The following is a 25,519-nucleotide window of genomic DNA, read 5'->3' on the forward strand; positions in this document are numbered from 1 at the left end:
AAATTCAAGAAAAACGCAGGAGGACGGCATCTCTTTCGCGCAGTCAGAAATCGCGGCTACTGCCTCACTCAAGCCATACATATTAATGGGGAGCCGTCTCGGGAATTTACGTGAGGTAAGCGGCAATACACCCCTCGCATGGTCATATGGCTGATGATGACTAACGAACTTATGAATTTAGGGGTGGCCGTGGGCGCAGCGTTCAAGATGAGTGAGTTCACTTTTTACGATTGACCTTGCGCTTTGATACTGGTGTAGCGGCGTTAAAAAACTGTCGCATAACTTCTAAGTTATGCGACGACTCACTCGGGCTTGACAGTAAAGGCTTTGTGATATCTCGTGACTCTGTCGCTGGTTCTCAATTATCTGCGACATGAAATGTGATAGATGTGACATTGAGAATGTTGGAATGTTAATCCGATATGCTCGTCCCCCACTCCAGGCAAAAATCTGGAGCCGCAGCAAGGCCTGCTGGCGAGTTTGTATCTGTCACGGTTGACCGGAAATGGCCGTTTTCAGCCGGCCGCGACCGACTGAAAACGCCCTATAGCAACCACTCGCAGTGGTGCGACAAATGTCCTGCGAGCTGTAATGCCTTACTGCTCCGCCTGCCCTTGCAGATGTCGGTACCCAGCCGCCTGAATGAAATCGGCCAAATGCCAAATCGCTCCGTTGGCTGCCCAGAAGCCATCTCTGACTTCATCAAGGATGATCGAAGTCATGATGATCCGCTGGTCGTCCGCTGCTTGCGACCGGGTTACTGCTTGATGCAAACGCTGCACATAGTCGCTTCGCATGGCCTCATTCAGCACACCGCCGGGGACCTTAACCTGCACAATGCAGGGGATGGCTTGAGCGCTGATATCCACTGCGCCGCATGTCCAGGAGCCAGAAGCCACTTCGTCAATGAGAGTCCAGCACAGGCCCCGTTGACGTGGATCGTCGCCGATTTGCTCGACCGCGATGGCCACTTTCGTAATCTCTTCGCACAGCAGTGCCCGTTGTTCGCAAGTAAAAGAACCTTGAGGCACCTTGATCAGGATATTTGGCATAAGGGTTAACGCTCGATGAAATGGAAGCGTTATTAAGTCAGCCCTCGACCACTGCAACCAGCGACCGATTTGACATCTTTCGTGCATAATCAGCCAATGAATGACTTCACGATTCTGGTAGTTCCAGGCGCCTTTGCCTCCAGTGTCGCACTGACTCTGGATATCCTTTCAACGGCGGCCGTACTCGCCCAGGGACTGGGCTCCGCTGTACCTCGCTGGCAAGTCTGTGGGGTGAACACGGATTGCGTGACGCTCGGCCACGGTATGCAGATTGCGGTTCAGCCCTTGGCTATCAACCCTGATGACCGCTCTTGCTGGATCATCCCCGGCATCGGAGTGGCTGACGCCCCCATGATCGAGCACCGATTACAACAGGCGGATATTGCTCTGCTGGTTCCGGCATTACGCGCGCACGTGCAGGCCGGGGGTAACGTAGCCGCATCATGTTCTGCGGTATTCGTGCTGCAGGCTGCAAACCTGCTCGCTGGGCACTGTGTAACCACTTCTTGGTGGATGGCACCCTTACTCCAGCAGTGGGCGCCGGAGTGCCAGGTAGATGCCGAGCGCATGGTAATCCTCGATCCGCCGTTGATTACTGCGGGTGCAGCGCTAGGTCATAGCGATCTGATGTTGCATCTTCTGCGAAGCCATTTCTCCCCAGCTTTGGCAGATGGCGTTGCTCGGGCGCTACTGATCGATGGTCGGCAACTGCAATCGCCTTTTATGGTTCCGGCAATGATGGCTCAGGGGAACGAATTGATCGCACAATTGACGGCTCATATTGAAGCCTCGCTACCGGCGATTATCAGCGTCAGCACACTCGCATCCGACTTTGGTCTGTCAGAGCGGACCTTGTCTCGACACATCCACAAGGCCACCGGATATAGCCCGTTGCGGCTGATCCAGCGTGTCCAGGCCAATAAAGCCCGGGAACTGCTGGCAAACAGTAAATACTCAATCGACACCATTGCCGAACAAGTTGGATACAGAGATCCCACATCCCTGCGGCGACTGATGAAAAAAATGCTGAACGCAACACCTCGGCAACTGCGTTAACTGCTGCGACGATTTTTTTTTAATTCAATTATCCGATTTGGCGCGCGACTCAGGCAGTTCAATATTGGCCGTTTGCTGCCAGTCGCGAAGGGCTGCAATTGGCCGTTACTTGCCTGTCACGACCGCAGCCGACTGCTGCTTGATGCGAAGAGCCACCCGAGCTTGTATTAATCGGAGATTGTTCATTATCGATGTGCCCGCGCGAGGCCGACTGACTCACCGGCATTGCCCCACAAGCCCTAAAACCTGAAATGGCATTTAAATTTCTGTGCCTGCCTCTCATCTCTAAAATCATCGACTCTTTGAAATCACACCACCCATGTATTCATTTAAATCGCGTAGATCTTTAATCCTCCAAGCGTACGGCGATAGCTTTACACCATTCTCTCGCAACGTTCTTGGAATCAAGTCTCCATTTGGACGAAGTATTATCGATGATACAATTACGCCCGGATAATCATTTAATCGCTTTTTGAAAGCGGATGTTGTTAGATCAGGCGTAGGAGGATTGCTTTTATTAGCCAATGGTCCTGTTGCTTTAAGATCTACTCCGTGGCACATGCTGCATCGCTGTAAATAGAGATTTTTTCCATTAACATTATCCGCGAAGGATAGTGATGCTTGAATTAGCGATGCAATTCCTAGCGAAGCGATGAGTAACACTTTCATTGTTTCTATCTTCCTTGATGGGATCAGCGCCGACTGGAGGCGATTTGGTGCGCAGGAAAGATATCAGCCATCGTGTCCGCACGCACTGTCATTTCTGATGCCCATTGAATCAACTCGTTTTCCAGGCGCATCCCGCTGACCGCTTCTGGCCGTTCTCTGCCGTACATGGTTGCAAAGCATGCTGCTCGAATCCGAAGCAATCGGTGGTCAGAACGAATGCAAATGACTGGTCAGGTCGATGCAAACGGGTGTTCAAGTGGAGTGCAATTTCGCATTCTCCACTGGGCGCCTTTATGCAAGGCATCCAAGCCTATAAAGTAGCCCCTCCAAACAAGGAGGATGGAACAGTGCTCACCAAAATTGAGCTGCTGGACGAACTGCTTCAGCGCTATGCCGGAAACCTCGGCAATGACTTCACCGGATACCGAAATCATGTGTACCGAGTCATCAACTTTTGTTGCTCGCTCAGTACGCTGGACGCTGTGAATCTAGAAAAGATAGTTTTGGCCGGGGTATTTCATGATCTTGGTATATGGACGGCCAAGACGTTTGATTATTTGCCCCCCTCAGAGCAATTGGCAGAAGACTTCCTTCAGGAAATCGACAAGCTGGATTGGGCGCAAGAAATTATCTTGATCATTCGCAACCACCATAAAATAACTCGGTCCCATCGCGATCCACAGAACCTAGCAGAGGTATTTCGCAAAGCCGATTGGGTCGACGTCTCCCGTGGTGCGGTTACTTTTGGACTCTCACGACAGAAGCGACGTGAGATATTCTCGGCCTTTCCTGATGCAGGATTTCACATTCGCTTAGTTCAGCTTTCGCTCAAACGACTGCTAACGAACCCATTGAGCCCACTGCCAATGATGCGGCTCTGAATTTAGTGAGCCCACCCAGGCTGTGGTGATCACAACGCTACCGGACTTGTGGTCGTTGCACGGCGCGCATTGCTTCCAGACATTGAGCGCTTTGGGGGGGACCGCCCATACGGGAACACCCATACCACATGATTATAGGAATACCGATTTGCAAGAGTATGGGAGCGCCCGTAATACTTCGCGGATGGAATTTAAAGAAAGACTCAAAATCGCCCGTCGCCATGCCGGTCTAAACCAGACCGAGCTTGCCGAGCGCGCCGGCCTCACGCAGACATCAATTTCCGACCTTGAGCGCGGCAAATCGAAGGCGACAGCCTTTGCTGCTCAGATTGCTTCGGTCTGTGGTGTCTCCCCTATGTGGCTCGCTGAAGGCAGTGGCGACATGCTCAAAGGTGTTGCAGTAACCGCTGAGCGCACTCAACCAAACGTGGCAATGTCAGACATTGAGACATGGGATGACGAAACCCCGCTCGATGACGACGAGGTTTACGTGCCATTTCTCCAGGAAGTGGAGTTAGCAGCGGGCTCCGGCCGATTCGCGATTGCCGAAAGCACCAGCGCCAGGCTGCGCTTCTTCAAGAAAGACCTTCGCCACAACAACGTTCAGTTCAGCAACGCGAAGTGCGTTGCGGTGAGCGGCAACAGCATGCTGCCGGTGCTGCGCGACGGCGCCACGGTTGGCGTGAACGTTGGCAAGAACACATTGAGCGATATCGTCGACGGCGAGATGTACGCGATCAACCACCACGGCCAGCTAAGGGTCAAACAGGTGTACCGCACGCCCACCGGAATTCGCCTGCGAAGCTTCAACCGAGACGAACATCCGGACGAGGACTACACGTTCCAGCAAATCCAGGAGCAGCAGATTTCAATTCTGGGGCATGTGTTCTGGTGGGCGATGTATTCGCGTTGAAGGGCTGAGTTGGCTCCAACGGTTGCAGCCTTGGCAGAACACACGCTCTGCTGGACGCCACTCCTCAATGCCTGGACGAGCTTGAGGCGTTCGTCGTACTGCGCGTGGCTGCACTCCCAAGAAGAATTTCAGCGCATCCAATCTCACCAAATACAGACCCCCTCTCCATAGGAATGTGGGAGCGGCTGAATTATGGGAATGCCCATTGACATAAATTACGGGAATACCTATATTTCAATTCAAGCCAACGCATCACTGGCCCAGCAGCACCAAACGTAAGGCTCAACTGAGCAAAGGGTGACATCAAATGAAATAGGGAAATGACCATGACCGTAGACATCAGCAACTACACAATCGCTACACCGCTTCCAATCTCCGACACCAACCCGATCGCGCTTGAATTGATCGGCTGGCGGGCACTGCTTGAATGCCCGGAAGTTGTTTCGATGCTTCCAGATGGCTCGCTGCAAATGACGGCGCCGACGCTCGGTGCTTCGAGCAAGAGCACCCTGCGGACGCGCTGCGAGTGGAAAGAGCCGGGCTATTGGTTGTTCGCCAGCGCTGCTGACCACTGGAACCGACAAGAAATGCGAGTCACGAAGGTCAACTCACTGCAGAAGGTTGTGATCAGCCAGATTCATGTTCAGGGTTCGGAAAGGCCACCTGTAAAAGTGTTTTGGAACAAAGGCCGAATCACGATGGGATTTCGGTCGAGCTATCTCCAGGAAGACCCGGTGAACACGACGATTCTGGAAGACGTGCCACTCGGTGCACTTTTCAAAATCAACATTCACGCCAATTCGAGCGGCGCTGTATCCGTCTCGGCGAGCTGTAATGGCGTCAAATCCACCTCTGCAATCATGCGCCTCGACAACACCTGGGACACGAAAACTCTCGCCTTCCACGGCGGTGTGTACAACCAGATCGATTACTCCGACACCACTGACCCGCAAGACGGTTCGGTCTGCATCATCAGCGACCTTTCCATCACCCACCTCTGAAATCGCGCATTTCGTGCGAGCAAGACAACCAGCGTCACGTCAGCCTGACGATAACTGCCCGCCCCTCTCAATGAGAGCGCATCGGAGTGTGATCTGTAGCAAAGCAGGCACCTGACCGGTAATCAGGCCAGCCACTGAGTACGCCGGGCAGAGACCGGCGCAGGCAGAGCCAGAGGTGACGACCTCGCGCAGATCCCCCCGATGCATACGGAACAGATGAGTGCAGCCGAGTGGTTTTGGATCAGTTCACGACCTGAATGCACGACTGGAAATACTGACATTATTTTGGTCTGGATCTTTGGCATTGGAAAAACTGTATCCCTCTGCCTCGTGTGTCGGGCCAAAAAGCAGCCCCTTTTCTGCAGAGGTCTCCTTGAAAGCCTGGACGTCATCCACGTCAAAAACGATTTTGACGCACGCCTGACCGTTCTTTAGGCCTTTGGCCGCCTTGTGCAGAAGTAGCTTGGCGCCACCTGCTGGCGAAGTCAGTTCTGTGATGCCATTGAGCTCCGGCAATGCGGTAAACCCAAAATGCCGAGTGTAGAAATCAGATGTTTTCGCGACATCCTTCGCATAAATGATCACCGCATTGATTGCTGGCTTCATATCACCCTCCCTGGTCGGTCTCTCAAAGCAACTAGCTATCCTAGACGTAAATCCTCAACTCGCCACCGTCCAACTCATCCCGTCACTCTGGAGGCGACCATGTCAGTACTACGCAGGCTCAGTTCCAATACGACAACCTTCTGCCGCCTCCGGAGAGCGACGACCTCTACGGCATTAAGTTCGCCACGACCACCGACGTACGCAACAAGCTGCGCAGGAAGCGCGAGAAGGAAGCAACCAAGAGCACCGCGCTGGGCGCCGAGAAGTTCTCGGTTGAGGCAGATATCCGAGCGCAATGCTCAACACGTCTCGAACTAAACAGACCACAAGAAGACTTCCCGGATGGGTCAATCATCCCGACCTTGAAACCGCAAACGATATTGCCCCGGGCTCTCCCCCGTCCATTTTTTGAAGGCGCGGTGAAACGCACTCGGCTCCTGAAACCCCAACTGTTCGGCAATATCACTGATGTTCGCCTTACTCTGGCGCAACCGTTCAAACGCCACCCCGCGCCGCACTTCATCCTTGATTTCCTGATACGAACAGCCCTCACGTCCCAGTTTCCGGCGAAAGGTACTGGGGCTCAGGTGCTGTTCCAGGGCGAAGTCCTGCAAGGTCGGCCATTCGCTGTAATGGCTATGGCGCAGGCGCTGATGAACCTGCGATGCCAGCCCATGCTGGTTTCGGAAGCGGATCACCAGCCATTGAGGTGCGGTGCGCAAAAACACTTTCAGCGAGGCAAGGTCCTGAACCACCGGCAGCCGCAAGTAGTGACTGGCGAACTCGATTTCGGTGTGTTCGGTACCAAAGGTCAGGTTGGGCCCCCAGAGCAAGGCGTCATCACGCAGCGACAAACGCTGATGACGAAAGTCCGCACGATCGATGGGAATTCGCCGCCCGCCCAGCCAACACAGCAGACTGATCATCAACACCAGAAACGTTTCTTCGCCCAGCCGGCTGACCTCGCTGTTCTGCGAGCGGGTCTGCAAGCTGATGACCGCACGCTTGCCACGCACACTCAACGTGCCGCGAAAATCACGCAGGAACAACGCGAAATTGGCCAGGCACTGACGCATGGCTTTTTCCAGCGTCGGCTCCTGAATCAATGCCCGACAGATCAAGGCAAAACTGCCCGGCGGCATACCATGGGAGTCCAACTGGAAAAATTCATCGTTCAACTCACGAATCTGCGCCAGCCACAACGCGGCGAAAGCCGTGGCCGGCACCCGTGCTGTCGGCTGATCCATCAGTGCCGGATCAATTCCCACCTGTTCAAGGAGTGACCGCAGACGCTGCGGCTTCTCACGCAACGCATGGATCATGGGATACATGAAGTAAACCGCCACCGAATCCGTTTCCCGCATTTGAATGCCTCTCTCCTCACATCTGAACATGGCAAAAAACGCCATCACCCTTGAACAGTTTTGGCATAGGCCAGTGGCGCTGCTGATTCTAGACTCGTGCTCAACAAAAAAGACCTGTTCAAGAGAGCCAACATGAACCATTCCGATATTTTTGTAGTGAGCGCCGTCCGTTCTGCCATCGGCAGCTTTGGCGGTTCACTCAAGGATGTACCGCCTATTCAGTTGGCAACCGATGTTTGCCGCGCCGCTATCGAACGATCTGGCCTGGCGCCCGAGCATATCGGCCACGCGGTGATGGGACATGTGATCCCGACCGAGGCACGCGATGCCTACATCTCCCGGGTCGTAGCGATGAATGCCGGCCTGACGAAAGAGACTCCCGCCTTCAACGTCAACCGTCTTTGCGGTTCGGGTTTGCAGGCGATTGTCAGTGCCGCGCAAAGTTTGATGCTGGGGGATGCGGGCGCTGCGCTGGCAGGTGGCGTCGAGTCCATGAGCCGCGGCGCGTACCTGTTGCCGCAGGCGCGCTGGGGCGCACGAATGGGCGACATGCAGGCCGTCGACTACATGCTTGGCGCACTGCAAGACCCGTTTGCCGGTTTCCATATGGGGATCACCGCTGAAAATATCGCCGAGCACTATGGCATCACGCGTCAGGCCCAGGATGAGTTGGCGCTTCTCAGCCAACAGCGTGCTGCCCGGGCGATTGCCGAGGGGCGTTTTTCCGGGCAGATCGTGCCGATCGAAGTCGCGACCCGCAAAGGGACGGTTTCCTTTGCGACGGATGAGCATGTACGGGCTGAGGTCAACGTCGAGCAATTGAGCCGCATGAAACCCGCCTTCAAAAAGGACGGTACCGTCACCGCCGGCAACGCGTCTGGTCTCAATGATGGTGCCGGCGCACTGATCATGGCCACCGGTCAAACTGTTCAGGAACAGGGTCTCAAGCCCATGGCTCGACTGGTGGGTTATGCCCACGCAGGCGTTGAGCCCTCAATGATGGGGCTGGGACCGATTCCCGCCACCCGTTTGGTGCTCAAGCGCGCCGGCCTGACCGTTGCCGACCTTGACGTGATCGAGTCCAACGAAGCCTTCGCCGCCCAGGCCTGTGCCGTAGCGCAAGAGCTGGGCTTCGATCCGCAGAAGGTCAACCCCAACGGTTCGGGCATCTCGCTGGGCCATCCGGTGGGCGCCACTGGCGCGATCATCGCCACCAAAGCCATTCATGAACTGCACCGCTGTCAGGGCCGTTATGCCCTGGCGACCATGTGCATCGGTGGCGGCCAAGGCATCGCCGTGTTGTTCGAACGGGTTTGATCACAAGGACATACGCATGAACCTACAGAACATTGGCGTTATCGGCGCCGGCACCATGGGCAATGGCATCGCGCAAGTCTGCGCCCTGGCCGGCTTCAACGTGACCTTGATCGACATTTCCGAGAGCGCTCTGCAAAAGGCAATCGCGACCGTCGATAAAAACCTTGATCGGCAGGTCGCCAAGGACGCGCTGACGCAGGAGCAAAAGCTCGCCGCCCTCGACAAGATTCGCACCAGTACCGATTACAACAGCCTGCAAAGCGTACAACTGGTGATCGAAGCCGCCACCGAAAACCTCGATCTGAAACTGCGCGTGTTGCAACAGATCGCCGCGCAGGTCAGCGCCGAGTGCGTGATCGCCTCCAACACGTCATCGCTGTCCATTACCCAACTGGCGGCCAGCGTGAGCCGGCCTGAACGCTTCATCGGCCTGCACTTTTTCAACCCGGTGCCGGTGATGGGCCTGATCGAAGTGATTCGTGGCCTGCAAACCAGCGATGCCACCCACGCCCTGGCGCTGGACATGGCAAAAACCCTCGGCAAGACCGCGATCACCGCGGGCAACCGTCCGGGCTTCGTGGTCAACCGGATTCTGGTGCCGATGATCAACGAAGCGATCCTGGTGTTTCAGGAAGGCCTGGCCAGCGCCGAAGACATCGACGCCGGCATGCGCCTGGGTTGCAACCAGCCGATCGGGCCACTGGCTCTGGCGGATCTGATCGGTCTGGACACGGTGCTGGCCATTCTCGAAGCGTTTTACGACGGCTTCAATGACAGCAAATATCGCCCTGCACCGCTGCTCAAGGAAATGGTCGCCGCCGGTTACCTGGGGCGTAAAACGGGACGTGGCTTCCATGCCTATGCCTGAGCGTTGCTCACGGTTTGCCGAGTACCGGGGCAAGGTGCTGGAGCTGTTTGCCAGCAAGGGTTTCGGTCAGGTCGGCATGCGTGAGCTGGCGACAAGCCTGGGGCTCACTCCAGGCTCGTTGTATCACCATTACCCCAGCAAACAGCACTTGCTGCTCGACTTGATCGAGGAGTTCTACGAAGAGCTGTTGGCAACCTTGGGGCGCCTTGAACAACAGGCGCCGGCAAAACGCGACAGGCTCAACAGCCTGATCCGCGCCCACCTGAATCTGCACCAGGAAATGCCCTGGCATTTTCGACTGGCGGAGCGCGACAGTGGCTGCCTCAACGAGGAGCAGCAGGAACAGGTTCGCCACTTGCGTGAGCAATACGAACGCAAATTGCTGCTGATGCTCGGAGCCAAACCCCGCGTGAGCGAACCGGCGCAACGGGCCGCGGGTCGAGCCATTGCAGCCTTGCTCAATAGCGCGCCCAGTTGGCTGATGCAACATTCGCTGGAGGAACAAGAGCGCGATAATTTGATGGAAAACATGGTGAGTGGCGCCATCGAGCGATTATTGGCGCCAAAGACGCGTAATTGGGCGACGACTGCCAACGCGGGCGACAGTACGAAGCAGCCAACTACGAAATAACAAGCCTACGCGGCTCTTCCTCGAACTGAGTCGTCAGCAGATTCCGTACGACAAAGCCCCGATTATTCGGGGCTTTGTCATTTCTGGGGATACCTGCTGGTTGAGCCGGCAGACGTCGGAACAGTCGAAGGCTGCGGTCTTTTGACCTTCCAGCGCCCTTTGTTTACTGGGTGACCACAATCTTCCCGATCATCTGCGGGTGCAGCGCACAAAAATACTCGAACTCTCCCGGTGTATTGAACACCCAGGAAAAACTGTCATTCGTATCCAGCGCCCCCGAGCGAAACACCTTGTGGGTTTCTGCCACCGTGTGCGGAATCTGGTCGTCATTCACCCACGTCACTTTGGTGCCCACGGCCACGGTCAAATCCTTGGGTGCAAACATGAACTCCTTGATATCGATCTTCACCTCCTGAGCCCACGCCGGCATCGACAGCATCAGGCACACCACCGCCAACAGTCGCGTTTTCATCTGACCGCCCTCCCCTAGACCAGTGTCGAATCAATCAGCGCCAGCGGATGATCGCCCTGTGTCGCTCGCACATCGGTGATCCCCAGGTAATTGCGCAATTGATCGGCGGCCACCATCATCGGCCCCGGTGCCGGCGCCGCACCCGGTGCAGGTTGTGGGTAAGCCGTGCCACGGGCGGTGTGGAAGGTGATGTTGCCTTCGACCTTCTGGATGACTTGATGGATGTGGCCGTTCAATACCGTCACTGAACCGTACTTGCGCAGCATCGCAATCGCTTGATCACCATCCTCGGTGCCCCAGCCCCACGGCTGATAAATCGTCCACAGCGGAATGTGGGTAAACACGACGATGGGTGTACTGGTCGTCACCGCCCGCAAATCATCGGCCAGCCAGGCCAGTTGATCGGCGCCAAGGGTGGCTTCGTGACCGGCCTGGAAGTTGAAGACGTTTACCAGTGCGATGAAATGCACGCCGTGGTCATCGAAGCTGTACCAGCCATTGCCTTTGGTGCCCTTGCCGTATCGCTCCAGGTAAAGCTTGCCGCCGCCCTCATCTAGGGTGTCGTGTTCACCCGGCACGTAATGCACGGTGGACGGCAGCCCCTTGAGCAACTGTGCCGCAGTGTCGAACTCCTCAGGCTTGGACAGGTGCGTGATGTCGCCGGTATGCAGAATCAGCGACGGTGGTTTTGGCAGCTTGATGACCTTGTCGATCGCCACCTGCAATGTCTTTGCCGGCTCCGGGTTGGCTTCCTTGTTGAAGCCGATGTGCGAGTCGCTGATCTGCACGAAGTGAAACGTGCTGGCCAGTGCCTTGGGGTCGGCGACGTTGCCTGCCTCATCCAGCGCAAAGGCCCGGGGAATGCCGCCGCTCAGGGCCCAGATAACCCCTGCCCCGGCCCACGCCGAGCACTTGAGCAGCGTTCGGCGGTCAGGGTTCAGCAAGTCGTCGGTGCGCAATGGGTGTTTTGATTGAATGTCCATCGGTATGTCCTCGCTGGCGGACTACAGTGATGTAGCTGACACGAGGTAAACCTTGCGGGATGAGTGTTTATTCCGTGCTGGAAAACAAATTCTTTTCAGGGAATAAAAGACCACGCACCACGGTTATAGGGGTGTGACAGTGCGGAAGCCACCATGAAGCGATTTGAGGACCTGATTGCGCCCCATCTGGACGCCGCTTACAACCTCGCGCGCTGGCTCACTGGCAACGACGCCGCCGCACGCGATGTCGTGCAGGAAAGTGCCCTGCGCGCCTTCAGGTTTTTGCAGCGTTTCGCCGATGGCAACGCCAAGGCCTGGTTTCTGACCATCGTACGCAATGAAAGCTACACCTGGCTCAAAGCCTCGGCCGGGCGCCATTGGGTTGCTTTCGATGACGACATTGGCGATGACGAAGGGGCACTGAGCCACAGCCAGACCCCGGAATTGCTGGCTATTCACACCGAAAACGCGGCGCTGATCCAGCAAGCGCTGTGCGCCCTGCCGCCAGTGTTTCGTGAGGTGATTGTGCTGAAAGAACTCGAAGACATGCCTTACAAGGACATCGCTTTGGTGGTCGATATCCCCATCGGCACCGTCATGTCGAGACTGGCCCGGGGGCGCGCGATGCTCAAGCTCGAACTACTGAAGTTGCACGATCATGAATGAACTCGACTGCACGGTTTGCCAGACACGGCTGCATGGTTATCTGGATCACGAACTCGATCCTGCGACGGCTGCGGATGTAGCTGCGCATCTGGCCGCATGCCCCGAGTGCGCGCGGCTGCATGATGAAGTGAAACTGCTGAAGGTCAGTGTGAAGCGCCAGGCGCCGTATTACCCGGCGCCGACATCGTTAGCGGCCAGCGTGTTTGCCACAGGTACTCCCGCGACTCGCGCCGTCGAGCGCTGGCAGAAATGGTTCGCACCGACGTTTTCCGCGGCGGCGCTGGCCTTGGCGGCAGTGCTTTATGTGATGACGCCGGGCAGCGAGCAACCTCTGATGGACGAGGCTGTCTCCAGCCATGTCCGCTCGTTGATGGGCGAGCATCTGAACGATGTGGTGTCCTCCGACCGCCACACCGTGAAGCCCTGGTTCACCGGCAAACTCGACTTCTCGCCGCCGGTGTTCGATTACTCGGCGCAGGGATTTCCATTACTGGGCGGACGGCTGGATTATCTGCAACACAAGACCACGGCAGCGCTGAGTTATGGGAGGGCCAAGCACATCATCAATGTGTTTATCCTGCCCGTGCCAGAGGCAGACAAGCCGCGGCAGACCCAGACGATTCGCGGCTTTAACGTGGTGTCCTGGCAAGCCAACCACATGCGTTTCGTGCTGGTTTCCGATGTGGAAAAAAGTGAACTGGAGGCGTTCAGCCAGTTGCTCAGGGACGGTGCCTGAAGGGAGCATGGTTTCGCGTACGCCGTCATTCTCTCTGTCGAGAACAATCAAAAATGGGTGCTCGCCCAACCAAGGCCTAGCACTCCGTGCCTGGTAAAGAACCGAAGCTGGGTGAGCGGTGAGAACTCTATCCAGAGTTGCGCCCTGTGTCCCGAACACAATTCTGAATAAACCTGAACAGCCTGCGTCCGGCATAATCAGGTTTTACTCACTGCCAGTGCGCGACCACTCATCATCCATAGCGCCTGCTGTGCTGGCGACTATCCACGCCACTGCACAAGCCACTAACGAGAACACGGCAAAAGCACCCATCACATGCAAGTAAGGCAGCACGTGATTCCACGCTCGAGCCACCCCCAGGAATGCGGCAAATAACCAGCCACTCATAGAGAGAGCGCCCAACAGTGCAAGGCGAGTCCGGGCGCAGCTGTGTAACAAAACAAAGGGGGCCTTCTGCAGCAGCGGAAAACCGATTCGATGCAACAAAGCGCCGTTGAGGCTAAGCAGCGCAACAACACTCACCTTGGCCCAGAGCTTTTGATTGAGCAGATACGTGGTCCCCTCATAGAGGTAACCCTGGAGCACCAGCAGCAAGCCACTTCCCCAAAGAGCCAATAGCGCGAGCGTGACGATTTTTTGAGTCTCGTCGAGATACTCACGTTGCACCTGGCTCAACACATCCTTGCGCCAGCTCCATAGCTTTTGATCTGCCTGCAGCACCCTCCCCAGAGCAATACAGGTGGCAATCAGATGACCGTACACGAGTAGCATTTTGAGCATTACCTGAACCTTATTTTTATGTGGGTAATGCACTCCCTCGCACCCTTTATTTGAAACTAAATGATACAGATTCATATTTGTATCGAGCAAGTTACAAACTCAACCATCCATCCGAAGCCGCCTGCCCTCTCGCACGTTTGCGGTGTTGCGCTGTTCCTTGAGCAACGCCCGAATACGAAAACGCCGCTCAATGAGCGGCGCTGGAGAATCCCGGTTCACCACGATGACGAGCGGAGACAAAACATTCTGAACCCTGTACATCCCCTCCAAGTCGAAAAATAGACAGTCAGTAATCACTGAAGCATCCCTTTAAAAGGAGTCTTTTTCATGAAGATCTCGGAAGTTATGACGAAAGATGTTTTAACAGCCAAACCAAGCCAGACGATCCAGGAGGCTGCAAGCATGATGGCCAGGATCGATAGCGGCGCCATTATGGTTGAAGAGCAAGAGCGCCTGATTGGCATGATCACGGACCGGGACATCGCCATCAGAGCAGTCGCCGAAGGACTCACCGGAACAACCCCTATCAGTAAAATAATGAGTGGCGGCATCCGCTATTGCTATGAGGATGAAGACATCGAGCATGTCGCTAGAAACATGGCGGACGTCCACCTCCGTCGCCTGCCCGTGCTTAACCGAGACAAGCGTCTGGTTGGCGTCGTGTCGCTGGGAAACATTGCCAGCACACGATCTCAGTCCGCCGCCGCGACTGTTTTGTGCGGCGTGGCACAGGCTCATTAACCGATTGGATAATGAGCCGTTCAAGTGTTCATCAGGATTACAGCCCCATGGATCCGACACGCTCGCCTGACCTGGAATCCGTTGGAAATTCGGCTTCAAGGCCAGGCGAGTCCTTCTGTAAATAGTCGCTGCCCCTTCCCCACGCAACGCACCCTTCGTTGAACTGCATTCGCGTTGCGCGACACGTTAGCCCGGCTCAATGAGTAGGTCTTTGTCTTCCGGGCCTAGCGCCGGCTCTTGATCCTCCAATTTGCCGGTTTCACGCTTCTTCTTCAGGCGGGTTCGAGCGAGCTCGGTGTCATAAGACTTTCCTTCAGCCAAGGCATGCAGGGTCGATGAAATTCGATAGAAACCACCACACGGTTCGCAATGAATGCGCAATCCGCCCCCGAACGAACGATCTTCCAGCGCATTAGTATTGCCACACAGCGGACAGTTCATAACCACCTCCTGAACATTCAGCTATAGCCGCTTTCAGCCCGCCATAAACGCTGACAACCTGGACAGGTGTGATGACGAATAGCGCGGATATGTTGATATCGACACGGGCGATCCAAGGAGGTTGCTTGTTTTTACATGACGGTCGAACGTTAGGCGTCGCTCGGCAGCTGCTGCATCTCTTGATCGTTCAGGAACCGCTGAAGATCAAAAGATCGCAGCCTTGGGCAGCGCCTACCGAGGGTGGCGTTACAACCGGGCGGAATCTAATCCGACGTCAGCGGTTGCCTGGAGCGACTCGGCGCGATGACCGACTTCTCCCCGGTGTCGCGATGCAACAAGGCAACGTTGTAGTCATAGCGGGATATCAACGGCACCGGCTCGTCATTGCGGGACATCTTGAGCCATTGTCTTGTGCGCTCGATGTCAAAGGATTCGTTCCTGCCCTTCATGCTTTTAATCAGGTTGGCCGAGACCCTGAAGCGTCCACATCCAGCCGAGCATGCAACTTCTGACCAGTCTTCAGCCACATGAACAGTGTTAGAGACAGCGTGACAAATTAAGCACTTCATGTTCGATCTCCGTATCCATGAATTACCAACTGTAGACGATCCACGAACAAAGAACTCAGCGCCCAAAAAAACCGGGGCAGTCCATCGCGCCACCCAGTGACAGCCTGGCCAGGTGACCTGTCAAAGGGGCGATAAGTGAAGAGCCCGGCCGCAATGGCCGGGCTCCGTTTTATCTTCTGTTTTCAAGCATCTTGTCGGCGAGCGCTTTGGCTCTTTGGATCAGCATGTTTTGCCTGTCTTCGTGGGTGGTTTCTCCTACCACCGGTGCCGTCAGATGGCTTTCGGCAATCAGCGCAGCACAGAAATATTGGTCCCAAACAGTGCTTTGCTCCGACGCCTGTCTAATCGTTTGGTCGGCGATCATATGCGGCTCCTTTTGATGAGGTAGCCTTTTCAGTTTACGCCCGAATCACCAACAACCTACGTTGTGCAGGACAGTCGGCACTGCCAATCGCTGGCGACAAATCGTTTCCTCGACTAGGATCTTTATCGCACAGGACTTCGCCCACTGTGTTGTCGGGCGACTCACAAGGGAGAGATAGATGACGCCTACTCGTATTACCGAGCAAACCTATCGTGGCTGGTCCAGCCCCATCTTGCTTGAACTCAAGGAGAGAGAACATCAACTGGATCCTTCGGCACGCCAGGCCCTGCGAAATGTCCTGGTCGAGAGAAGGCTTATAAACACTGGCAATCCTTCTGGCAGTGATCGGCGCAAGGCTGATCCGGCCGGGTAACAACTGGTTTTAGCAATAGCGCTTACCCACCTCATCACCTACGCTGCTGGCGCTCTGCCGGCAGCGTGCTTGTAAGCCATCCCTAAATGCCGGTGTCTAGTCCTGAAATAGGTTTACACCTGTTTCACCCTCAAAACGCCCGATGCACCGCATCGGGCGTTTTGCATTTCAACGATAGGTGCGGACGTTTGCTGTTGTAGATGCTTATCGACTCGTCGACCATTCGAATCGCCTCGGCCAGATCTCTAGGTCGGTGAAGCAGAAACTCTGTCTTCAAGATCCCGTTTACACGCTCCGCCAAAGCGTTCTGATAACAGTCGTACCCGTCGGTCATGGAGCACCTGACTCCATGCTTGGCATGCAACTTCTGGTAGAGATCAGAGCAGTATTGCGAGCCGCGATCTGAGTGGTGCACCAGCGCCTGATCCGTTCTTCTGTTCCTTAGAGCCTTGTTCATTGCCTGTATGACCGATTCGGTGTGCAGGGTTTCATGCACGTGATGGCCGACGATTTTGCGAGAGTAGGCATCGGTCACCAAGCTCACATAGGCAACGCTTTGTTGGGTCGGCAAATAGGTGATGTCCGCCACCCAGACCTGCTCGGGGCCCGTAGCAGTCACTTGATCAGGGCCAGGTTTTAACCGATTCGGATGTCGGCGGAAGCGATGATGGCTGTCAGTGGTCTTGTGATAGGCGCGCTTGCGAGGAACCAGTTGCCGATTGTCTCGCAAGATATCGAATAGCCGATCTCGACCTACCGTTTGCGTCAGCTCAGGCTCCGCCTGCATAAGGCCATGCAGCTTACGAGTGCCCAACCGGGGCATCTGAAGACGTGTTTCCAGGACAAAACCCAGCACTTTCTGAGCATGACTGGCTTGCGCGTCATGAGCCCGGTTTCGTTTGTAGTACGCCTGCCGGGATATACCCAGAAACTGGCAAGCCCTCTGAATGCTCAGGCCTTGGACTTGCCCTTGGGTGAGGACTTGCCGGATCGCTTTTTTACGATAGAAACCCCGTAATCGTTCTTCAACACGTCAACCACCGCTTCGAAGAATTGGGCTTTCTGATTGGCAAGGGCTAGCTTTTCCTCCAGCTCCTTGATTCGCTGCTCAGGCGTCAGAGGCAAACTTTGTTCGTCCATCGGTCGGCTCCTCTGGGTGCGAATAGAGGCGCCTTGGCTCCAGTCCTGCCGCCCATGCTTGCGTAACCACGCCAGCACAGTCGACCGCCCCTGAATCCCATAGCGCCGTTGAGCCTCTTTATAACTCAACTCGCCTTTTTCGACCTGATCGACGACTGCCAATTTAAAGCCCAGCGTGTAATCACGTTGGCTGCGCCTTTTTCCCGTATCCATTGGTTCCTCCTGAAGATAAGTCAGAAGGTGTAAACCTTATTCAGGACGAGACACGGACAAAAAAAAAGCCCAGGCAGCTGATGGACGCCTGGGCTTAAAAAATGCATAAACCGTGGTGGTGAACGCGGGGCAATATTACCCAATCAATTGATCTGTAACAAGATATTTTGATTCACTATCCAGTTACTAAATCTCGTAACTCATTAAATATCCACACTATTTTTGAGTCATCTACTGAAGAAGCCGTTACAGACAATCCCGAACAGCCTGGCGCAACGCTCCTGACTTGGCCCATGGCGGCCCTTGGTAAAGCGATACCCGGCTGCCATCCTTCGACTTCACGATATCCAGAATTTCGTCAGCTGTGATGACGCTCGGTGCAGTAATCCGATAGCCATTGGAAATCGCGGTTTGCGTCGTTCCCGCAATCTCCTGACGCCACAATGGCAATACACACCCGGCATATTCCTTGGGCGCCTTATCGCTGTATTTGCTGACATTGGGCTCACCGGGCACCAGGGATGCGGGCAATGAACAGCCCGCCAACGCAGCCACCGCTACTCCCGCTATCAACATCCGCATGATGCTTCTCTATCCTGAAAAACGGGAAATGTAGCCTGTACTTGGGCAGACATCCAGCAAACGCTGGCGTTACGCCGCTATAAAGGAGCTTTCTTATACAGAGGCTTCTATACAGAGGCCTCGCCCTGCCCCGGATCGACCCCCGAGCCGGAATCGGTATACGAACTCGCATTCAGATACTTCATCCACCGCTCGTACGCTTCATGCTGCCATTTCGTGACCCGTTCCCATTCCGGCCCACTGAGCTGATGGGCTGAAATCAACTTCATCATTTCCGTGGTGGCCGCATCCAGGTCCGCGATCAGTTCATGCGCATGGTGTCTGAAATCATCAGTCGCCGTCATTTGAGATACCTCGCCCCAGCGAATAGATCACTACCTCCATACGACAGCAGAGTTGTCCACTCCCGTTGACTTTCCCGACCAGCGGACCTCCCATCCCTACCCCTTCACGCACACCACCTGTCGCAACGTATGCAGCACTTCCACCAGATCACGCTGGGCGTGCATGACTTTGTCGATGTCCTTGTAGGCCATCGGGATCTCATCGATGACCGCCGCATCCTTGCGGCATTCCACATGGGCGGTCGCGCGGATCTGGTCGGCGACGGTGAAGGTGTTCTTGGCTTTGGTGCGGCTCATGGTGCGACCGGCGCCGTGGCTGCAGGAACAGAACGATTGCTCGTTGCCGAGGCCGCGAACGATGAAGCTTTTGGCCCCCATGGAACCGGGAATGATCCCCAGCTCGCCCTTCTTCGCCGACACCGCGCCTTTGCGGGTGACCAGGATGTCCTCGCCGAAATGCCGCTCTTTCTGCACGTAATTGTGGTGGCAGTTCACAGCCTCCAGCGCAACCTCGAAAGGTTTGCGGATCACCTGCCGCGCCGCGTGAATCACCGCTTGCATCATCAAGGCACGGTTCTGCCGGGCGAAGTCCTGAGCCCAACCCACCGCTTCGACGTAGTCATCGAAGTGCCGGCTGCCCTCCTTGAAGTAGGCCAGGTCACGGTCCGGCAGGTTGGCGATGTGCTGGCGCATGTCCGCCTGGGCCAATTGAATGAACAGAGTACCGATGGCATTGCCCACGCCGCGAGAGCCGCTGTGCAGCATGAACCACACGCGATTGGCCTCGTCCAGGCAGACCTCGATGAAGTGGTTACCGGTGCCGAGGGTCCCCAGGTGCTGGCGGTTGTTGGTGCTGGCGAGTTTCGGGTACTTGTCGGTGATCGCCTTGAACCGAGGGTTCAGCGCCGCCCAGGCCTGATCGGCCTGCTGTGGAACGTGTTCCCAGGCGCCTTCGTCACGGCGGCCATGGCTCAAGGTGCGGCCATGGGGCACGGCCTTTTCAATGGCAGTGCGCAGACCATGCAGGTTATCCGGCAAGTCGGCAGCGGTCAGCGAGGTGCGCGCGGCGATCATGCCGCAGCCGATGTCCACGCCCACGGCCGCCGGAATGATCGCGCCCACGGTGGGGATCACGCTGCCGATGGTGGAACCTTTGCCCAGGTGCACGTCCGGCATCACCGCCAGGTGCTTGAAGATGAACGGCATCTTCGCGGTATTGATCAGTTGCTGCCGGGCTTCGCTTTCAACCGGCACGCCTTCGGTCCAGAGTTTGATCGGCTTGCCGTTGGCGACTTCCAGCAGTTGGTAGGCAGGTTGTTGCATGATTTCGACTCTCTTTGGGTCAGACGAACATAACGCTCCATCGAGGTAAATGGGATTACTATTTCGTAGCGGGGAATTGCAGGAGGTCATCATGTGGCTTAACGAATATGAACAGCAACTACGGCGCGATCTGCAAGGTGTGGCGTCGGATCTGAGGTGGTCGGCGGTAGAGCTTTTGCGCATCGCAGAGCAGTTGCGCCTGGCCGGCAATGATGTGGACGCAGAGGCGACGCTCAGGCTGTGCTCCTTGTTCCAGGGCGATGAAGAGCGGCTGGCTGGCTATGCTGAAGAAGTGAAAGCAAAAACCATCACTCGAACGAAAGTTCACTAGAGAGCATTGCCATGAACAAGCCTCTATGCGCGCTGATCGCCGTGCTGGCGGCGACAGGTGGCTGTAACACGGAATCGCATATCTACCGGGACCAACCGCTGGTCGCCAAGGTCGAAGCCGGCATGACCAAGGATCAGGTCGAGCAGATTGGCGGCAAGCCGCTATCGATCACCGATCGCACGGTGGAGCCAGGCGCTTGCTTTGATTACAAGTTGACCCAGGCCGGCAATCAGCAGCCGTACAGCGTCAGTTTTGATGGCAGGGGCCAGGTCGACCATAAAGCCTTCATGACCTGCGCCGAGTGGAGTCGCGTCCAACAAAAAGCCAGAGCGTATTCCCCGTCCACGGGCGGGATGGGTGGTGGTTACTGAGCCCACGACTTTAATAACGAGAAGCCCCGGCGTACCGGGGCTTCAGGCACACTATTTGTCTGATTTGTGGCTACGCGATGATCTGCCCGACCGGGCTCTGTAGGCGGGAAGCGCAGCCGCATAGGCCAGTGCTTCTTCTCGGCTGCCAAAGGATCCAAGCCGGTCACCTTTGGTGCACACCCGCCACGGGCCACTGTTCACGCTGAGTACGTCATAGCCGTTCATGTGCATTTTGGTCAGCATCGGAACGCTCATTAGTCACCTCCATTTCGGCAGTGATAGTCCAGGGTCCACTCAGCTACCTTACACCCGACCTTCACTGAAGTGCCGACCAGACGTCGCGTCAGGATTCCGGCATTCCATTGCACTTTCAACCGCCCTGTCGACTCTAACCCTTGAAGCAGACACGTCTGCGGATTGCGGTCTGAATATTGCATTTTTATGACTGTTTTATGACAACCGGCAGTCAGGTAATCCATGAAAGTACGCGCAACCGTCATTTGCGAGCAGGACCGGCACATTCTCCTGGTGCGCAAACCCAGGGGGCGCTGGACCCTGCCGGGTGGAAAAATCGAGCCTGGCGAAACCATCGCGGGCGCGGCCACAAGAGAGCTTTATGAAGAAACCGGGCTTGGGGTCGACAGCCTGCTGTACTTGATGGAGTTGGACACGACCAGCACCAGGCATCATGTCTACGAGGCATCGGTCATAAACGTGGCCGAGGCGCGGCCCCAGAATGAAATCTTCGACTGCATCTGGTACCCGCTGGACGCCGTCCAGAACCTGAACACAAGCGACGCCACACTCAGAATCGTCAGAGCATTTCAGCGTCGCTTGTAGCTCAATACAGCCGACGCCCTCCTGAAAGGTCAGCCCAGATCGCCGCCACCGACCGGCATGACCATGCCGGTGATATAGGAGGCTTCGTCGCTGGCCAGAAACAGGATAGCGCTGGCCTGTTCATCCAGTGTGCCGTAGCGCTTCATCAAACTGCTGTCGAGGGTCTGGTCGACGATCTGCTGATACCACAGCTTTTCCTGAGCGCTTTGTTCCGCGGTGTTGCGCGGGATCAGCCGCGGCGGCGCTTCGGTGCCACCGGGAGCGGTCGCGTTGACCCGTACCCCACGGCCGGCGGTTTCGAACGCCAGGCACGCGGTCAACGCGTTGACCCCACCCTTCGCCGCACCGTAAGGCACGCGATTGACGCTGCGGGTGGCGATGGATGAAACGTTGACGATGGCGCCGTTGCCTTGCTCAAGCATGAACGGCAGCGCGGCATGGCAACACCACAGCGTCGGGAACAATGAACGTCGGACTTCGGCCTCGATCTGCGACTCTTCATAGTGCTCGAAAGGCTTGGCCCAGATCGTGCCGCCGACATTGTTGACCAACACATCGAGGCGCCCGAAGCGCTCGACGGCGGTGCGCATCACGCGGCTGCATTCGTTGTATTGCTCAAGGTCGGCGGTCAGGGCGAGCACCTGGCTGTCCCGCCCCAGTTCTTTCTGCAACTCGAACACCAGATCGGAGCGGTCGACCAGAATCAACCGCGCACCTTCAGCGGCCATGCGTTCCGCCACACGCCGGCCGATGCCTTGGGCGGCACCGGTAATCAGCGCGATTTTTTCGTGGAATCTGTTCATACATACCCTCGTTGCGAAATCGCTTTCGCGGGAAACACGATCTGTAGCAGCTGTCGCGGCTCAGGCCGCGCTGGCGGCAAATTTCTCGTAGTAGAAGTTCGCAGGCGCGATGCCTTGCTCGCGAATGAACTGGCTGACCGCTTCGACCATCGGCGGCGGGCCGCACAGGTAGACATCGACGTCGCCATCGTTCAGATGCCGTGGCTCGATGTGCTGGGTCACGTAGCCCTTGAGCGGGTGCCGACTGTCGGGGTTGGCCACGCAGGCGCTGAAGCTGAAGTTCGGGATTCGTGCGGCAAAGGCTTCCAGTCGATCGATTTCCACCAGGTCGAAATCGTTGGTCACGCCGTAGATCAAATGCAGCGGATGATCGCTGCCCTGCTCGGCGATTTTTTCCAGCATCGCGGTAAACGGCGCCAGACCGGTGCCACCGGCCAGCAGCAACAACGGCCGGCGAATATCGCGCAGATAGAAACTGCCCAACGGTCCGGCCAGGCTCATGCTGTCGCCGGCCTTGGCCATGCCGGTCAGGAAACTGCTCATCAAGCCGCCGGGCACGTTGCGAATCAGGAAACTGACTTCGCCGTCACGCTGCAACGAGCTGAACGAATACGCGCGGGTCTGCTCGCTGCCCGGAACCCCGAGGTTCACATACTGCCCCGGCAAAAACGCCAGTTTGCTCAGGGCTTCGCCCTTGATCGACAGTGCGATGGTGCTGTCGGACAGCTGACGCACGGCGCTGATGGTCGCGTCGTAACTGGCCTGACGAGTACGGCAGACATCCGATGAAACCGGCACCCGCACCACGCAATCGCTCTGCGCACGCATCTGGCAAGTCAGGACAAAACCCTGCTGCGCTTCGTCAGCGCTGAGGGCGTCTTCGATGTAGTCCTCGCCCAGGTCGTAGCGCCCGGCTTCGGCGAAACACTTGCAGGTGCCGCAAGCGCCGTCGCGGCAGTCCAGCGGAATATTGATGCCCTGGCGGTACGCAGCATCGGCCACGGTTTCGCCGGCGTTGGCGTCGATGAACCGGGTGACGCCGTCTTCGAAATTGAACGCAATGGAATGAGTCATGACGGCCGCCTCAGAGGTGGTAAACATCAATGACCTGGCGAACGTAGTCGTTCTTCAGGATCACTTTCTTGGCCAAGATCAGCGGGTTCTCGCCGCGCACATCCAGGGTGTAGAAACTGCTGCCGAAATAGCTGTCGACGGTCTTGTAGCGAAAGCTCAGGGTGTGCCAGTTGAAACGCACCTTGCACAGGCCGTCGGCCTGTTCGATCAGCTCGATGTTGCTGAGGTTGTGCGAGGTGCGGGTGTCCGGCACGCTGGCACTGGAACGCTCGGTCTTGATACGGAAGATGCGGTCTTCCAGGCCCGTGCGGTTGCCGTACCAGATCAGCGAGATTTCCCGCTGCGGATCGATGGTCAGCTCGTCGTTGTCATCCCAGGACGGCATCCAGAAAGTGGCGTCCGGTGCGTACAACTCCAGCCAGTCATCCCATTGCTTGTCGTCGAGGTAGCGCGCTTCGCGGTAGAGAAAATCGCGCACCGCGTCATAGGTCATGGTCATTGCACGGCCTCCACTGCAATCAGTTCGGACTGTTCGGCGGCCAGGGCCTTGAGCATGGTCTGCTGCCAATATTTGTGTTGCAGCACGAACAGGCCTTCGTCTTCGGTACGCACCCCGCTGAGCAATGGGTGCAGGCCAATTTCCTTGGCCGCGTCATCGGCGCCTTCAATCCAGTGTTCGGCACCACGGGACATGTCATTCCAGGTGGTGACGCTGCCCTGGTAACCGGTCTGGCAGGAGCGAAACTCTTCCAGATCGTCTGGAGTGGCCATGCCACTGACGTTGAAAAAGTCCTCGTACTGCCGAATGCGGCTCGATCGGGCGTGGTCGCTTTCACCTTTGGGGGCGATGCAGTAAATGGTGATTTCGGTGCGGTTGACCGAGATCGGCCGGGCGATGCGAATCTGCGAGCTGAACTGGTCCATCAGGTACACGTTCGGGTACAGGCACAGGTTGCGCGAGTTCTCGATCATCCAGTCGGCGCGAGCCTGGCCGAAGTCCCGGGCCAACTCGTCGCGACGCTCGTACAGCGGACGGTCCTCGGGGTTGGACCAACGGGTCCAGAGCAGCATGTGGCCCTTGTCGAAGGAATAGAAACCACCGCCCTGCTTGGCCCAGGTGCCGGCGCTCATGGTGCGGATGTCTTCGCCCGCTTCGCGCTGTTTGCGCTGATTCTGGGTGGCGGCGTAGTTCCAGTGCACGGAGCTGACGTGATAGCCGTCGGCGCCGTTTTCGGCGGTGAGTTTCCAGTTGCCTTCGTAGATGTAACTGGAGGAACCGCGCAGCACTTCCAGGCCATCGGCGGACTGGTCGACGATCATGTCGATGATCTTCGCCGACTCGCCCAGGTGCTCCACCAACGGCACCACGTCGGCCTTGAGACTGCCGAACAGGAAGCCGCGATAGGACTCGAAACGCGCGACTTTGGTCAGGTCGTGGGAGCCTTCGCAATTGAAGCTCGCCGGGTAGCCGGCCGCCGCCGGGTCCTTGACCTTGAGCAGCTTGCCGGAGTTGTTGAACGTCCAGCCGTGGAATGGGCAGGTGTACGAACTCTTGTTGCCGGTCTTGTGCCGGCAGAGCATCGCCCCGCGGTGGCTGCATGCGTTGATAAAGGCATTCAACACGCCATCCTTGTTGCGCGCGATGAAGATCGACTGGCGCCCCATGGTGGTGGTGTAGAAATCGTTGTTGTTGGGGATCTGGCTTTCGTGCGCCAGGTACAGCCAGTTGCCTTCGAAGATGTGTTCCATCTCGAGGTCGAACAGCCGCGGATCAGTGAACATCTCCCGCTTGCAGCGATAGATACCCTGTTCAGGGTCTTCTTCAAGCAGGGAGTGAAGGTATTCGGGTCGCAGGGACATGGCCGCCGCCTCCATTGTTTTTATTCAGGCAGGGCCATGCTAGGACGTGGGGATGGGGCGGACTATCCGCCGGGTGCAGACCTGTATCCGTTTTGTGCAAGGGGCGGTCGGTTGTTGATGATTGCCAATGTGGCGAGGGAGCTTGCTCCCGCTGG

33 protein-coding genes are annotated in these 25,519 nt (G+C 56.7%); 14 read left to right on the top strand and 19 right to left on the bottom strand.

From position 1 onward, the window contains the following. Positions 1–596 precede the first annotated feature (596 nt). Positions 597–1,052, bottom strand: a complete 456-nt coding sequence (locus ACEN8R_RS13255; RefSeq protein WP_064617066.1) for a tautomerase family protein — start codon at positions 1,050–1,052, stop codon at positions 597–599. A gap of 96 nt (positions 1,053–1,148) precedes the next feature. On the opposite strand from ACEN8R_RS13255, the gene ACEN8R_RS13260 reads away from it, so the two are divergent. Further along, entirely contained in the window at positions 1,149–2,108 is a 960-nt protein-coding gene (locus ACEN8R_RS13260) for a GlxA family transcriptional regulator (RefSeq protein ID WP_495624958.1), read from the top strand. A gap of 291 nt (positions 2,109–2,399) precedes the next feature. On the opposite strand, the gene ACEN8R_RS13265 is transcribed toward ACEN8R_RS13260, so the two are convergent. After that, positions 2,400–2,777, bottom strand: coding sequence for a c-type cytochrome (locus ACEN8R_RS13265; RefSeq protein WP_495624959.1), 378 nt, complete (start codon positions 2,775–2,777; stop codon positions 2,400–2,402). 104 nt (positions 2,778–2,881) lie between these two features. Between ACEN8R_RS13265 and ACEN8R_RS13270 the strand changes: the two genes are divergently transcribed. From ACEN8R_RS13270 to ACEN8R_RS13280, 3 genes are all read left to right on the top strand, one after another. Further along, on the top strand, positions 2,882–3,658 hold the full coding sequence (locus ACEN8R_RS13270) for an HD domain-containing protein (protein WP_495624960.1): 777 nt from the start codon (positions 2,882–2,884) through the stop codon (positions 3,656–3,658). A gap of 184 nt (positions 3,659–3,842) precedes the next feature. Continuing rightward, positions 3,843–4,571, top strand: coding sequence for an XRE family transcriptional regulator (locus ACEN8R_RS13275; protein ID WP_018927969.1), 729 nt, complete (start codon positions 3,843–3,845; stop codon positions 4,569–4,571). A 326-nt stretch (positions 4,572–4,897) separates the two neighbouring features. Beyond that, positions 4,898–5,572: a polysaccharide lyase family 7 protein gene (locus ACEN8R_RS13280; RefSeq protein WP_026286569.1), complete on the top strand. Its 675-nt coding sequence runs from the start codon at positions 4,898–4,900 to the stop codon at positions 5,570–5,572. 246 nt (positions 5,573–5,818) lie between these two features. Here ACEN8R_RS13280 and ACEN8R_RS13285 read toward each other — a convergent pair whose 3' ends face one another. Together ACEN8R_RS13285 and ACEN8R_RS13290 are read right to left on the bottom strand one after the other, a co-directional pair. Beyond that, positions 5,819–6,178, bottom strand: coding sequence for a VOC family protein (locus ACEN8R_RS13285; RefSeq protein ID WP_495624961.1), 360 nt, complete (start codon positions 6,176–6,178; stop codon positions 5,819–5,821). Between the two features lie 347 nt (positions 6,179–6,525). Beyond that, positions 6,526–7,542 carry an AraC family transcriptional regulator gene (locus ACEN8R_RS13290; RefSeq protein WP_018927971.1) on the bottom strand — a complete coding sequence of 339 codons (1,017 nt, stop codon included), beginning with the start codon at positions 7,540–7,542 and terminating at the stop codon, positions 6,526–6,528. 132 nt (positions 7,543–7,674) lie between these two features. Here ACEN8R_RS13290 and ACEN8R_RS13295 point away from each other — a divergent pair, with 132 nt between their 5' ends. The 3 genes from ACEN8R_RS13295 to ACEN8R_RS13305 are packed head-to-tail and all read left to right on the top strand — an operon-like array spanning position 7,675 to position 10,358. Continuing rightward, positions 7,675–8,859, top strand: coding sequence for an acetyl-CoA C-acyltransferase family protein (locus ACEN8R_RS13295; RefSeq protein WP_064617060.1), 1,185 nt, complete (start codon positions 7,675–7,677; stop codon positions 8,857–8,859). 16 nt (positions 8,860–8,875) lie between these two features. Then, positions 8,876–9,727, top strand: coding sequence for a 3-hydroxybutyryl-CoA dehydrogenase (locus ACEN8R_RS13300; RefSeq protein ID WP_018927973.1), 852 nt, complete (start codon positions 8,876–8,878; stop codon positions 9,725–9,727). After that, positions 9,714–10,358, top strand: coding sequence for a TetR/AcrR family transcriptional regulator (locus ACEN8R_RS13305; RefSeq protein ID WP_495624962.1), 645 nt, complete (start codon positions 9,714–9,716; stop codon positions 10,356–10,358). Before ACEN8R_RS13300 ends, ACEN8R_RS13305 begins: the two co-directional genes overlap by 14 nt. 163 nt (positions 10,359–10,521) lie before the next feature. Here the strand turns inward: ACEN8R_RS13305 and ACEN8R_RS13310 are convergent, their stop codons facing one another. Both ACEN8R_RS13310 and ACEN8R_RS13315 read right to left on the bottom strand, forming a co-directional pair. After that, on the bottom strand, positions 10,522–10,830 hold the full coding sequence (locus tag ACEN8R_RS13310) for a cupredoxin domain-containing protein (protein ID WP_007941931.1): 309 nt from the start codon (positions 10,828–10,830) through the stop codon (positions 10,522–10,524). Between the two features lie 14 nt (positions 10,831–10,844). Further along, positions 10,845–11,813: a metallophosphoesterase family protein gene (locus tag ACEN8R_RS13315; RefSeq protein WP_495624963.1), complete on the bottom strand. Its 969-nt coding sequence runs from the start codon at positions 11,811–11,813 to the stop codon at positions 10,845–10,847. A 153-nt stretch (positions 11,814–11,966) separates the two neighbouring features. Between ACEN8R_RS13315 and ACEN8R_RS13320 the strand changes: the two genes are divergently transcribed. Together ACEN8R_RS13320 and ACEN8R_RS13325 are read left to right on the top strand one after the other, a co-directional pair. After that, positions 11,967–12,479 carry a sigma-70 family RNA polymerase sigma factor gene (locus tag ACEN8R_RS13320; protein ID WP_007941935.1) on the top strand — a complete coding sequence of 171 codons (513 nt, stop codon included), beginning with the start codon at positions 11,967–11,969 and terminating at the stop codon, positions 12,477–12,479. Then, entirely contained in the window at positions 12,472–13,215 is a 744-nt protein-coding gene (locus ACEN8R_RS13325; protein ID WP_495624964.1) for an anti-sigma factor family protein, read from the top strand. Before ACEN8R_RS13320 ends, ACEN8R_RS13325 begins: the two co-directional genes overlap by 8 nt. 204 nt (positions 13,216–13,419) lie before the next feature. Here ACEN8R_RS13325 and ACEN8R_RS13330 read toward each other — a convergent pair whose 3' ends face one another. Then, positions 13,420–13,995: a hypothetical protein gene (locus ACEN8R_RS13330; RefSeq protein WP_495624965.1), complete on the bottom strand. Its 576-nt coding sequence runs from the start codon at positions 13,993–13,995 to the stop codon at positions 13,420–13,422. Between the two features lie 327 nt (positions 13,996–14,322). Between ACEN8R_RS13330 and ACEN8R_RS13335 the strand changes: the two genes are divergently transcribed. After that, positions 14,323–14,736: a CBS domain-containing protein gene (locus tag ACEN8R_RS13335; protein WP_018927979.1), complete on the top strand. Its 414-nt coding sequence runs from the start codon at positions 14,323–14,325 to the stop codon at positions 14,734–14,736. Positions 14,737–14,922: 186 nt separating this feature from the next. Here ACEN8R_RS13335 and ACEN8R_RS13340 read toward each other — a convergent pair whose 3' ends face one another. The 3 genes from ACEN8R_RS13340 to ACEN8R_RS13350 all read right to left on the bottom strand — a co-directional run bounded on the left by ACEN8R_RS13340 (position 14,923) and on the right by ACEN8R_RS13350 (position 16,110). Then, positions 14,923–15,177, bottom strand: a complete 255-nt coding sequence (locus ACEN8R_RS13340; protein ID WP_019582782.1) for a hypothetical protein — start codon at positions 15,175–15,177, stop codon at positions 14,923–14,925. A 263-nt stretch (positions 15,178–15,440) separates the two neighbouring features. Next, the gene (locus ACEN8R_RS13345; protein WP_280630368.1) at positions 15,441–15,572 is read right to left on the bottom strand and encodes a hypothetical protein; all 132 of its coding nucleotides are present in this window, start codon (positions 15,570–15,572) and stop codon (positions 15,441–15,443) included. 343 nt (positions 15,573–15,915) lie between these two features. Then, positions 15,916–16,110 carry a hypothetical protein gene (locus ACEN8R_RS13350; RefSeq protein WP_018927982.1) on the bottom strand — a complete coding sequence of 65 codons (195 nt, stop codon included), beginning with the start codon at positions 16,108–16,110 and terminating at the stop codon, positions 15,916–15,918. Between the two features lie 178 nt (positions 16,111–16,288). On the opposite strand from ACEN8R_RS13350, the gene ACEN8R_RS13355 reads away from it, so the two are divergent. Next, the gene (locus ACEN8R_RS13355; protein WP_081625797.1) at positions 16,289–16,483 is read left to right on the top strand and encodes a hypothetical protein; all 195 of its coding nucleotides are present in this window, start codon (positions 16,289–16,291) and stop codon (positions 16,481–16,483) included. Positions 16,484–16,613: 130 nt separating this feature from the next. Here ACEN8R_RS13355 and ACEN8R_RS13360 read toward each other — a convergent pair. From ACEN8R_RS13360 to ACEN8R_RS13375, 4 genes are all read right to left on the bottom strand, one after another. Beyond that, positions 16,614–17,836 (bottom strand): IS3 family transposase gene (locus tag ACEN8R_RS13360; RefSeq protein ID WP_495624367.1). Its coding sequence is split into 2 segments (ribosomal slippage): positions 16,614–17,485 and positions 17,485–17,836, totalling 1,224 coding nucleotides; the frame shifts between segments, so codons are not numbered across the junction. Between the two features lie 246 nt (positions 17,837–18,082). After that, a complete protein-coding gene (locus ACEN8R_RS13365) occupies positions 18,083–18,418 on the bottom strand; it encodes a hypothetical protein (protein WP_018927983.1) in 336 nt (111 codons plus the stop codon). A 107-nt stretch (positions 18,419–18,525) separates the two neighbouring features. Beyond that, on the bottom strand, positions 18,526–18,762 hold the full coding sequence (locus ACEN8R_RS13370) for a hypothetical protein (protein WP_018927984.1): 237 nt from the start codon (positions 18,760–18,762) through the stop codon (positions 18,526–18,528). Between the two features lie 96 nt (positions 18,763–18,858). Further along, positions 18,859–20,085: an RtcB family protein gene (locus ACEN8R_RS13375; RefSeq protein ID WP_018927985.1), complete on the bottom strand. Its 1,227-nt coding sequence runs from the start codon at positions 20,083–20,085 to the stop codon at positions 18,859–18,861. A 91-nt stretch (positions 20,086–20,176) separates the two neighbouring features. Here ACEN8R_RS13375 and ACEN8R_RS13380 point away from each other — a divergent pair, with 91 nt between their 5' ends. Then, positions 20,177–20,416 carry a hypothetical protein gene (locus ACEN8R_RS13380; RefSeq protein ID WP_018927986.1) on the top strand — a complete coding sequence of 80 codons (240 nt, stop codon included), beginning with the start codon at positions 20,177–20,179 and terminating at the stop codon, positions 20,414–20,416. Positions 20,417–20,427: 11 nt separating this feature from the next. After that, complete coding sequence (gene osmE / locus ACEN8R_RS13385; RefSeq protein WP_018927987.1) at positions 20,428–20,787, top strand: osmotically-inducible lipoprotein OsmE; 360 nt, start codon at positions 20,428–20,430, stop codon at positions 20,785–20,787. Between the two features lie 51 nt (positions 20,788–20,838). On the opposite strand, the gene ACEN8R_RS13390 is transcribed toward osmE, so the two are convergent. Next, positions 20,839–21,042 carry a hypothetical protein gene (locus tag ACEN8R_RS13390; RefSeq protein WP_007941550.1) on the bottom strand — a complete coding sequence of 68 codons (204 nt, stop codon included), beginning with the start codon at positions 21,040–21,042 and terminating at the stop codon, positions 20,839–20,841. Positions 21,043–21,264: 222 nt separating this feature from the next. Here ACEN8R_RS13390 and ACEN8R_RS13395 point away from each other — a divergent pair, with 222 nt between their 5' ends. Next, entirely contained in the window at positions 21,265–21,627 is a 363-nt protein-coding gene (locus ACEN8R_RS13395; protein ID WP_018927988.1) for an NUDIX hydrolase, read from the top strand. Positions 21,628–21,656: 29 nt separating this feature from the next. Here the strand turns inward: ACEN8R_RS13395 and ACEN8R_RS13400 are convergent, their stop codons facing one another. Genes ACEN8R_RS13400 through benA form a run of 4 tightly spaced genes read right to left on the bottom strand, consistent with a single transcriptional unit; the run spans position 21,657 to position 25,364 of the window. Beyond that, complete coding sequence (locus ACEN8R_RS13400; RefSeq protein ID WP_018927989.1) at positions 21,657–22,430, bottom strand: 1,6-dihydroxycyclohexa-2,4-diene-1-carboxylate dehydrogenase; 774 nt, start codon at positions 22,428–22,430, stop codon at positions 21,657–21,659. A gap of 60 nt (positions 22,431–22,490) precedes the next feature. Next, complete coding sequence (benC, locus tag ACEN8R_RS13405; RefSeq protein WP_018927990.1) at positions 22,491–23,504, bottom strand: benzoate 1,2-dioxygenase electron transfer component BenC; 1,014 nt, start codon at positions 23,502–23,504, stop codon at positions 22,491–22,493. 10 nt (positions 23,505–23,514) lie between these two features. Then, positions 23,515–24,003: a benzoate 1,2-dioxygenase small subunit gene (gene benB / locus ACEN8R_RS13410; protein WP_018927991.1), complete on the bottom strand. Its 489-nt coding sequence runs from the start codon at positions 24,001–24,003 to the stop codon at positions 23,515–23,517. Then, positions 24,000–25,364, bottom strand: a complete 1,365-nt coding sequence (benA, locus tag ACEN8R_RS13415; protein WP_018927992.1) for a benzoate 1,2-dioxygenase large subunit — start codon at positions 25,362–25,364, stop codon at positions 24,000–24,002. The genes benB and benA overlap by 4 nt, the downstream gene beginning before the upstream one ends. Between the last annotated feature and the right edge of the window lie 155 nt (positions 25,365–25,519).

This window comes from Pseudomonas sp. Pseusp15 (assembly GCF_059492165.1).

Bases quoted from the DNA above. Each gene is read 5' to 3' on its own strand.
- ACEN8R_RS13380 (WP_018927986.1), top strand. From the start codon at position 20,177: ATGTGGCTTAACGAATATGAACAGCAACTACGGCGCGATCTGCAAGGT.
- ACEN8R_RS13400 (WP_018927989.1), bottom strand. From the start codon at position 22,430: ATGAACAGATTCCACGAAAAAATCGCGCTGATTACCGGTGCCGCCCAA.
- ACEN8R_RS13395 (WP_018927988.1), top strand. From the start codon at position 21,265: ATGAAAGTACGCGCAACCGTCATTTGCGAGCAGGACCGGCACATTCTC.
- ACEN8R_RS13350 (WP_018927982.1), bottom strand. From the start codon at position 16,110: ATGATCGCCGACCAAACGATTAGACAGGCGTCGGAGCAAAGCACTGTT.
- ACEN8R_RS13315 (WP_495624963.1), bottom strand. From the start codon at position 11,813: ATGGACATTCAATCAAAACACCCATTGCGCACCGACGACTTGCTGAAC.
- ACEN8R_RS13340 (WP_019582782.1), bottom strand. From the start codon at position 15,177: ATGAACTGTCCGCTGTGTGGCAATACTAATGCGCTGGAAGATCGTTCG.
- ACEN8R_RS13295 (WP_064617060.1), top strand. From the start codon at position 7,675: ATGAACCATTCCGATATTTTTGTAGTGAGCGCCGTCCGTTCTGCCATC.
- ACEN8R_RS13310 (WP_007941931.1), bottom strand. From the start codon at position 10,830: ATGAAAACGCGACTGTTGGCGGTGGTGTGCCTGATGCTGTCGATGCCG.
- benB (WP_018927991.1), bottom strand. From the start codon at position 24,003: ATGACCATGACCTATGACGCGGTGCGCGATTTTCTCTACCGCGAAGCG.
- ACEN8R_RS13255 (WP_064617066.1), bottom strand. From the start codon at position 1,052: ATGCCAAATATCCTGATCAAGGTGCCTCAAGGTTCTTTTACTTGCGAA.
- ACEN8R_RS13265 (WP_495624959.1), bottom strand. From the start codon at position 2,777: ATGAAAGTGTTACTCATCGCTTCGCTAGGAATTGCATCGCTAATTCAA.
- ACEN8R_RS13375 (WP_018927985.1), bottom strand. From the start codon at position 20,085: ATGCAACAACCTGCCTACCAACTGCTGGAAGTCGCCAACGGCAAGCCG.
- benA (WP_018927992.1), bottom strand. From the start codon at position 25,364: ATGTCCCTGCGACCCGAATACCTTCACTCCCTGCTTGAAGAAGACCCT.
- ACEN8R_RS13390 (WP_007941550.1), bottom strand. From the start codon at position 21,042: ATGAGCGTTCCGATGCTGACCAAAATGCACATGAACGGCTATGACGTA.
- ACEN8R_RS13370 (WP_018927984.1), bottom strand. From the start codon at position 18,762: ATGACGGCGACTGATGATTTCAGACACCATGCGCATGAACTGATCGCG.
- benC (WP_018927990.1), bottom strand. From the start codon at position 23,504: ATGACTCATTCCATTGCGTTCAATTTCGAAGACGGCGTCACCCGGTTC.
- osmE (WP_018927987.1), top strand. From the start codon at position 20,428: ATGAACAAGCCTCTATGCGCGCTGATCGCCGTGCTGGCGGCGACAGGT.
- ACEN8R_RS13280 (WP_026286569.1), top strand. From the start codon at position 4,898: ATGACCGTAGACATCAGCAACTACACAATCGCTACACCGCTTCCAATC.
- ACEN8R_RS13345 (WP_280630368.1), bottom strand. From the start codon at position 15,572: ATGTCCCGCAATGACGAGCCGGTGCCGTTGATATCCCGCTATGACTAC.
- ACEN8R_RS13335 (WP_018927979.1), top strand. From the start codon at position 14,323: ATGAAGATCTCGGAAGTTATGACGAAAGATGTTTTAACAGCCAAACCA.
- ACEN8R_RS13290 (WP_018927971.1), bottom strand. From the start codon at position 7,542: ATGCGGGAAACGGATTCGGTGGCGGTTTACTTCATGTATCCCATGATC.
- ACEN8R_RS13285 (WP_495624961.1), bottom strand. From the start codon at position 6,178: ATGAAGCCAGCAATCAATGCGGTGATCATTTATGCGAAGGATGTCGCG.
- ACEN8R_RS13320 (WP_007941935.1), top strand. From the start codon at position 11,967: ATGAAGCGATTTGAGGACCTGATTGCGCCCCATCTGGACGCCGCTTAC.
- ACEN8R_RS13305 (WP_495624962.1), top strand. From the start codon at position 9,714: ATGCCTATGCCTGAGCGTTGCTCACGGTTTGCCGAGTACCGGGGCAAG.
- ACEN8R_RS13260 (WP_495624958.1), top strand. From the start codon at position 1,149: ATGAATGACTTCACGATTCTGGTAGTTCCAGGCGCCTTTGCCTCCAGT.
- ACEN8R_RS13330 (WP_495624965.1), bottom strand. From the start codon at position 13,995: ATGCTCAAAATGCTACTCGTGTACGGTCATCTGATTGCCACCTGTATT.
- ACEN8R_RS13300 (WP_018927973.1), top strand. From the start codon at position 8,876: ATGAACCTACAGAACATTGGCGTTATCGGCGCCGGCACCATGGGCAAT.
- ACEN8R_RS13355 (WP_081625797.1), top strand. From the start codon at position 16,289: ATGACGCCTACTCGTATTACCGAGCAAACCTATCGTGGCTGGTCCAGC.
- ACEN8R_RS13325 (WP_495624964.1), top strand. From the start codon at position 12,472: ATGAATGAACTCGACTGCACGGTTTGCCAGACACGGCTGCATGGTTAT.
- ACEN8R_RS13365 (WP_018927983.1), bottom strand. From the start codon at position 18,418: ATGCGGATGTTGATAGCGGGAGTAGCGGTGGCTGCGTTGGCGGGCTGT.
- ACEN8R_RS13275 (WP_018927969.1), top strand. From the start codon at position 3,843: ATGGAATTTAAAGAAAGACTCAAAATCGCCCGTCGCCATGCCGGTCTA.